At 57.5% G+C, this 7,199-nt stretch carries 7 protein-coding genes; 3 read left to right on the top strand and 4 right to left on the bottom strand.

Annotation, left to right across the window (positions count from 1 at the left end):
• Positions 1–158 precede the first annotated feature (158 nt).
• Positions 159–3,056, bottom strand: coding sequence for a Tn3-like element Tn5403 family transposase (locus tag ACSIPU_RS29670; RefSeq protein WP_001553819.1), 2,898 nt, complete (start codon positions 3,054–3,056; stop codon positions 159–161).
• A 94-nt stretch (positions 3,057–3,150) separates the two neighbouring features.
• Here ACSIPU_RS29670 and ACSIPU_RS29675 point away from each other — a divergent pair, with 94 nt between their 5' ends.
• The gene (locus ACSIPU_RS29675) at positions 3,151–3,756 is read left to right on the top strand and encodes a recombinase family protein (RefSeq protein ID WP_000509966.1); all 606 of its coding nucleotides are present in this window, start codon (positions 3,151–3,153) and stop codon (positions 3,754–3,756) included.
• A 118-nt stretch (positions 3,757–3,874) separates the two neighbouring features.
• On the opposite strand, the gene ACSIPU_RS29680 is transcribed toward ACSIPU_RS29675, so the two are convergent.
• On the bottom strand, positions 3,875–4,465 hold the full coding sequence (locus ACSIPU_RS29680; protein ID WP_012477564.1) for a plasmid pRiA4b ORF-3 family protein: 591 nt from the start codon (positions 4,463–4,465) through the stop codon (positions 3,875–3,877).
• 84 nt (positions 4,466–4,549) lie between these two features.
• On the opposite strand from ACSIPU_RS29680, the gene ACSIPU_RS29685 reads away from it, so the two are divergent.
• On the top strand, positions 4,550–4,825 hold the full coding sequence (locus ACSIPU_RS29685) for a relaxase (protein ID WP_152922203.1): 276 nt from the start codon (positions 4,550–4,552) through the stop codon (positions 4,823–4,825).
• Positions 4,826–4,856: 31 nt separating this feature from the next.
• On the opposite strand, the gene tetR(A) is transcribed toward ACSIPU_RS29685, so the two are convergent.
• Complete coding sequence (tetR(A), locus tag ACSIPU_RS29690; RefSeq protein WP_158696483.1) at positions 4,857–5,483, bottom strand: tetracycline resistance transcriptional repressor TetR(A); 627 nt, start codon at positions 5,481–5,483, stop codon at positions 4,857–4,859.
• A 105-nt stretch (positions 5,484–5,588) separates the two neighbouring features.
• On the opposite strand from tetR(A), the gene tet(A) reads away from it, so the two are divergent.
• Entirely contained in the window at positions 5,589–6,788 is a 1,200-nt protein-coding gene (gene tet(A) / locus ACSIPU_RS29695) for a tetracycline efflux MFS transporter Tet(A) (RefSeq protein WP_001493765.1), read from the top strand.
• A gap of 31 nt (positions 6,789–6,819) precedes the next feature.
• Here the strand turns inward: tet(A) and ACSIPU_RS29700 are convergent.
• Positions 6,820–7,199: DMT family transporter (locus tag ACSIPU_RS29700; RefSeq protein ID WP_077135732.1), on the bottom strand; the 380-nt coding region annotated here is incomplete at its 5' end.

A 7,199-nucleotide genomic window follows, 5' to 3' on the forward strand; every position in this document is an offset into this window, starting at 1 on the left:
TGACAATGCCTCTTCCTGACGGGCCGTATTCTGATCGGCCGAGCTTACCCTGATGTAGGCATATTGCACGCAAAACCTCCGGAAGGTCTTTAAACATCATAGAGATTTAAAGAATAATCCATAAAGGGGTCGGTTCCGGCTGAGGGCGAAATGACACCCTAAGCTTTCGGTTCCTTGGGCCAAAGATATTCGCCAGTCAGTAGAATGTGCGCCCAGCCCAATGGGGATATGTGGGGAAGAAATTCAGGGGGAACATCCAACCCTTCGTTCCGCCGCTCCGTGACGGCATGACCAAGATGGACGGTATTCCAGTAAATGATCACCGCAGTCAATAAATTGAGCCCAGCGATTCGGTAGTGCTGCCCCTCTGTCGTGCGATCGCGAATTTCCCCCTGCCTCCCGATACGGAGCGCATTTTTGAGCGCATGGTGGGCCTCTCCCTTGTTAAGACCGATCTGAGCACGCCGCTGCATGTCCGTATCCAGGATCCACTCAATAATGAAAAGGGTCCGTTCAATACGACCAACTTCACGAAGCGCAACTGCAAGGTTGTTTTGTCGTGGGTAAGAAGCGAGCTTGCGCAGGAGTTGGCTGGGCCTGATTTTGCCAGCGGTCATCGTCGCGGCACAACGGAAAATATCAGGCCAGTTCGCAACGATAAGATCCTCCCGGGCTTTTCCACCTACCAACTTGCGTAACTCCCTGGGGGTCGTATCGGGATTAAATACGTACAACCGCTTCGATGGCAGATCCCTGATTCGCAGAACGAGATTGTAGCCGAGCAGGCTACTGGCTCCGAACAAATGGTCGGTGAATCCTGCTGTATCGGCATACTGTTCGCGAACATGGCGACCGACCTCGTTCATCAGTAGTCCATCGAGAATATACGGTGCCTCGCTCACGGTCGCCGGGATCGACTGACAAGCGAATGGCGCGAACTGGTCGCTTACGTGAGTATACGCTTTGAGGCCGGGAACAGAACCATATTTGGCATTGACCATGTTCATGGCTTCGCCATGCCGCGCTGTCGGGAAAAACTGACCATCGCTCGATGCTGACGTGCCCATCCCCCAGACGCGTGACATCGGCAGTTTACCCTGCGCGGCCACCACAATTGCCAATGCCTGGTTCATGGCTTCGCTTTCAACATGCCAGCGGGCAAGGCGTGAGAGCTGCCAGTAATCATGCGTGTTTGTAGCTTCCGCCATCTTACGCAGGCCCAGATTGAGCCCTTCAGCGAGCAGGACGTTGAGCAGACCGATCCGGTCGCGACATGGAGCCCCGGTTCTCAGATGGGTAAACGCATCTGTGAAACCAAGGGCTGCATCAACTTCAAGCAGCATGTCGGTAATCCGAACGGACGGCATTCGGCGATACAGATCCAGTATGAGTGCCTCGGCACCATCCGGCACGTCTGCTGTCAACCTGTCGATCCGCAACGTTCCATCTTCTATGCTACCGTGCGGAATAGTGCCGTTACGGGCAGCCCGGGCCAGCCGCTTAAGAGCGATCGTGAGTCGCGCCTTTCTGTCTGCCAGCCAATCCTGTGGGTTGGAAGGCACGGCCAGTTTTGCATTTTCCTGCGCCGCGATCATCGGCACCAGTACCTGCTTGAGGTCACCATAGCGGCGCGAATGAGCGAGCCAGACATCTCCGGAACGAAAAGCATCCCGGAGGTGAAAGAGTACCGCCACTTCCCAAAGACGGGTATCTCCTTTTTCCTGAGCTCGTAAATGACGGTTCCATTTGGAGCTGGGCCGCAGGAAACGCCTTTCTGGCGATGCAACACCTTTCATCTCTCCGATCGACAAAGCTGCTGCTACCAATGGTCCGGCGACCGGCGCGGCTTCGAGCTTCAGACAGCGCAACATGCGGGGCGCATAACGACGAAAGCGATGGTATCCCTGCCCGACATATGCAAGAGGCTCATCGGCTAGCGTGTTGCTGAGTTGAGTCCCTGTCGCTACCAGTTGAGCGAGCCGGTCCCATGCAACCGAACTGGCGACAGCCATCTCCAGCGGGGTTCCGTCACTGCGGGCCTCAAGCAACGAAGCTCCCAGCGCGGTGAAGGTACGGATCGTATCCGTGAGTGTGGCTTTAGAGCCGGAAATTGTTTCGTCATGCTGGCGCTTCGCTTCCCGCCAGGTTTTTCCTACGATCCTGTCATGGGTTTCGACTATGGCATCAGCAATCGCCGCTTCCCACTCCACAACACAGACGGCAAGGATCGCCCAGCGGCGGTCCGAAGTGATGTCACGCAAACCGTCGGTGAAGTAGCGTTCACCCTGCCGACGCAGCCGGGCAATGCGATGGGCAGGTATGCTGGCCAAAGCACTATGATTGATATTCAGGGTACGCAGAAATTCGAGCCTGTCGAGCAAACGGTTAGCAGCAGCCGAGTTGTTACCAACCTCGAAGTTGCGAAGCCAGATGAAACGACTGATATTGCCGGCGAGCATTTCACTCAGAAGTTTGTCCAGGTGATCGCGAACATCCGCTGTTAAATTTTCCGCAATCCGCGTTTCAATCCGCCGCTCAGCGGCGACCAGAGCATCCGCGCACAAGCGCTCGATTGTCGATACTGCGGGCAGAATGGTGGAAGTTTCCCGACACCGCACAATAAAACGATGAGCAAGATCCTCGTTTGATCTGGCATCTTCGGCCTGGCCGAAAGTCCACTCCCGCAGATCACGGGCACCACGGCCCGTGAAGGTCTTGTAGCCGTAAATTTCGCGCAGCGTGTCCATGTGCTGCTGACGGGTTTGGCGCCGTGTGGCATAAGTGAGAAGCGCATCAGCCGGAACTCCAAGCTGAGCACCGACGAAGGAAAGGACTTCACGCGGGATCATCTCACCAGGAGCCAGTGCACGGCCCGGATATCGTAAGGCACAAAGTTGCAGGGCAAAGCCAATCCTGTTTTCCGGTCTGCGGCGCTGCCTAATGTTTTCCAGGTCATCATCGCCCAGCGTGTAGAACTTCAGTAGCGACAGTTCGTCCGTGGGCAGATCGAACAGCGCTGCTCGCTGCCGTTCGGTGAAAATATGGCGTCGTGACATACAAATTCGTCCCTTTTGAAGTATAGTCTGTTTTGGACAACAGCCAGCCCATATAAATCAGGGCGTTCCGATACAAAAATCCAGGAGGGTTCAATTGGGACATCGTGCCGCCATTTACTGCCGGGTTTCAACAGCGGATCAGTCTTGTGAACGCCAGGAATTTGATCTGCGAGCCTTCGCCGGCCGTGCCGGCTACGACGTGGTGGGAATATTTAAGGAAACAGGTTCAGGAACTAAACTCGACCGGGCCGAGCGAAAGAAAGTCCTGGCGCTTGCCCAGTCCAGACAAATTGATGCAATCCTGGTCACTGAGCTTTCCCGGTGGGGGCGCTCGACGCTCGATCTGCTCAATACGCTACGTGAACTGGAGAACTGGAAGGTTTCCGTGATAGCCATGAATGGAATGGCGTTCGATCTTTCGTCGCCGTATGGACGAATGCTGGCGACGTTTCTTTCCGGCATTGCGGAGTTTGAGCGGGATCTCATCAGCGAGCGGGTCAAGTCAGGCCTTGCTGTTGCGAAGGCACGTGGTAAGAGGCTTGGTCGTCAGGCCGGAGTGCGACCAAAATCAGACCGACTTTTGCCTAAGGTGGTTGCGATGAGGGCCGAGGGACGCAGCTATCGCTGGATCGCACGCGAGCTCGGTATCAGCAAGAATACCGTCGCTGACATCGTGCAACGACACAGAGCTAACGCTTAGGGTGTCATTTCGCCCTCAGCCGGAACCGACCCCATAAACACTGATTTAGGGAGGTTTATAGACATTTTTTCGGGGATCTGAGAGGCATGCTGAAAACGTATACCTTTATAGACATCAGTCAGCGACGACGGCCCAGCCAGATAACTTCAGGCTCCAGTACCGGAGATGCAAGGTCGAGCCTGCTCAGTTGCCGGTTGATTTTGTGGCGGTTGAACCTGACAGCATCCAGGTCGTCAGCAAAAGGGCGGATCTCGCCGACCGTTGTTTCATCATCCGCATTAACGATAGCTTCAAGAAACGCCAGGGTTTTATCGAACTCATCCGCAGCTGTGGCTCCGGGCATACCATGGCCGCTTATACAAAACGGCGCTTTCAGCGTAGAGTTTTCATAAATGGCCTCAACACGAATGTCATGAAGCCAGTGCTCAAAGAAATTGTATTCATAGGTAAAGCGATCGCCAGCATCAAAAGCAAAATCATCAATCACGACCCGGAACGGATTATCGACAAAACCGATGCCTCCTTCGTAGGAGATACCGTAATCTTTGCCATAAATGTGAAATTGATGGAGATGGTCGTCCCCCCAGCCCTGCACTATCTGGAAAATGAAGTGAAGCGCGGCCAGTGACGTGTCGGCAGCAATTCTCAGCCGACGCCAGACCATCGGACTGACTCCATGAACTGCTATTTTGATGACGTAGATCTTCATAGTCAGCAGGTATTGTTATGAAATGATGGTGGTTATTTTAACCCCTGTAGATGGCATCATTCGATGGCTGCCCCGAGGTTTTTCATGCTCTCCTATCTCATCTGCGCAAGGCAGAACGTGAAGACGGCCGCCCTGGACCTCGCCCGCGAGCGCCAGGCGCACGAGGCCGGCGCGCGGACCCGCGCCACGGCCCACGAGCGGACGCCGCAGCAGGAGCGCCAGAAGGCCGCCAGAGAGGCCGAGCGCGGCCGTGAGGCTTGGACGCTAGGGCAGGGCATGAAAAAGCCCGTAGCGGGCTGCTACGGGCGTCTGACGCGGTGGAAAGGGGGAGGGGATGTTGTCTACATGGCTCTGCTGTAGTGAGTGGGTTGCGCTCCGGCAGCGGTCCTGATCAATCGTCACCCTTTCTCGGTCCTTCAACGTTCCTGACAACGAGCCTCCTTTTCGCCAATCCATCGACAATCACCGCGAGTCCCTGCTCGAACGCTGCGTCCGGATCGGCTTCGTCGAAGGCGTCTATCGCGGCCCGCAACAGCGGCGAGAGCGGAGCCTGTTCAACGGTGCCGCCGGCCTGCTCCTCAAGCACGGCCCCAACAGTGAAGTAGCTGATTGTCATCAGCGCATTGACGGCGTCCCCGGCCGAAAAACCCGCCTCGCAGAGGAAGCGAAGCTGCGCGTCGGCCGTTTCCATCTGCGGTGCGCCCGGTCGCGTGCCGGCATGGATGCGCGCGCCATCGCGGTAGGCGAGCAGCGCCTGCCTGAAGCTGCGGGCATTCCCGATCAGAAATGAGCGCCAGTCGTCGTCGGCTCTCGGCACCGAATGCGTATGATTCTCCGCCAGCATGGCTTCGGCCAGTGCGTCGAGCAGCGCCCGCTTGTTCCTGAAGTGCCAGTAAAGCGCCGGCTGCTGAACCCCCAACCGTTCCGCCAGTTTGCGTGTCGTCAGACCGTCTACGCCGACCTCGTTCAACAGGTCCAGGGCGGCACGGATCACTGTATTCGGCTGCAACTTTGTCATGCTTGACACTTTATCACTGATAAACATAATATGTCCACCAACTTATCAGTGATAAAGAATCCGCGCGTTCAATCGGACCAGCGGAGGCTGGTCCGGAGGCCAGACGTGAAACCCAACAGACCCCTGATCGTAATTCTGAGCACTGTCGCGCTCGACGCTGTCGGCATCGGCCTGATTATGCCGGTGCTGCCGGGCCTCCTGCGCGATCTGGTTCACTCGAACGACGTCACCGCCCACTATGGCATTCTGCTGGCGCTGTATGCGTTGATGCAATTTGCCTGCGCACCTGTGCTGGGCGCGCTGTCGGATCGTTTCGGGCGGCGGCCGGTCTTGCTCGTCTCGCTGGCCGGCGCTGCTGTCGACTACGCCATCATGGCGACGACGCCTTTCCTTTGGGTTCTCTATATCGGGCGGATCGTGGCCGGCATCACCGGGGCGACTGGGGCGGTAGCCGGCGCTTATATTGCCGATATCACTGATGGCGATGAGCGCGCGCGGCACTTCGGCTTCATGAGCGCCTGTTTCGGGTTCGGGATGGTCGCGGGACCTGTGCTCGGTGGGCTGATGGGCGGTTTCTCCCCCCACGCTCCGTTCTTCGCCGCGGCAGCCTTGAACGGCCTCAATTTCCTGACGGGCTGTTTCCTTTTGCCGGAGTCGCACAAAGGCGAACGCCGGCCGTTACGCCGGGAGGCTCTCAACCCGCTCGCTTCGTTCCGGTGGGCCCGGGGCATGACCGTCGTCGCCGCCCTGATGGCGGTCTTCTTCATCATGCAACTTGTCGGACAGGTGCCGGCCGCGCTTTGGGTCATTTTCGGCGAGGATCGCTTTCACTGGGACGCGACCACGATCGGCATTTCGCTTGCCGCATTTGGCATTCTGCATTCACTCGCCCAGGCAATGATCACCGGCCCTGTAGCCGCCCGGCTCGGCGAAAGGCGGGCACTCATGCTCGGAATGATTGCCGACGGCACAGGCTACATCCTGCTTGCCTTCGCGACACGGGGATGGATGGCGTTCCCGATCATGGTCCTGCTTGCTTCGGGTGGCATCGGAATGCCGGCGCTGCAAGCAATGTTGTCCAGGCAGGTGGATGAGGAACGTCAGGGGCAGCTGCAAGGCTCACTGGCGGCGCTCACCAGCCTGACCTCGATCGTCGGACCCCTCCTCTTCACGGCGATCTATGCGGCTTCTATAACAACGTGGAACGGGTGGGCATGGATTGCAGGCGCTGCCCTCTACTTGCTCTGCCTGCCGGCGCTGCGTCGCGGGCTTTGGAGCGGCGCAGGGCAACGAGCCGATCGCTGATCGTGGAAACGATAGGCCTATGCCATGCGGGTCAAGGCGACTTCCGGCAAGCTATACGCGCCCTAGGAGTGCGGTTGGAACGTTGGCCCAGCCAGATACTCCCGATCACGAGCAGGACGCCGATGATTTGAAGCGCACTCAGCGTCTGATCCAAGAACAACCATCCTAGCAACACGGCGGTCCCCGGGCTGAGAAAGCCCAGTAAGGAAACAACTGTAGGTTCGAGTCGCGAGATCCCCCGGAACCAAAGGAAGTAGGTTAAACCCGCTCCGATCAGGCCGAGCCACGCCAGGCCGAGAACATTGGTTCCTGTAGGCATCGGGATTGGCGGATCAAACACTAAAGCTACTGGAACGAGCAGAAGTCCTCCGGCCGCCAGTTGCCAGGCGGTAAAGGTGAGCAGAGGCACGG

Source organism: Klebsiella sp. HN106 (assembly GCF_051209435.1).
GTDB lineage: Bacteria > Pseudomonadota > Gammaproteobacteria > Enterobacterales > Enterobacteriaceae > Klebsiella > Klebsiella oxytoca.

Excerpts from the sequence above, each read along its gene's own strand:
- ACSIPU_RS29680 (WP_012477564.1), bottom strand. The coding sequence starts at position 4,465 with ATGAAGATCTACGTCATCAAAATAGCAGTTCATGGAGTCAGTCCGATG.
- ACSIPU_RS29670 (WP_001553819.1), bottom strand. The coding sequence starts at position 3,056 with ATGTCACGACGCCATATTTTCACCGAACGGCAGCGAGCAGCGCTGTTC.
- ACSIPU_RS29685 (WP_152922203.1), top strand. The coding sequence starts at position 4,550 with ATGCTCTCCTATCTCATCTGCGCAAGGCAGAACGTGAAGACGGCCGCC.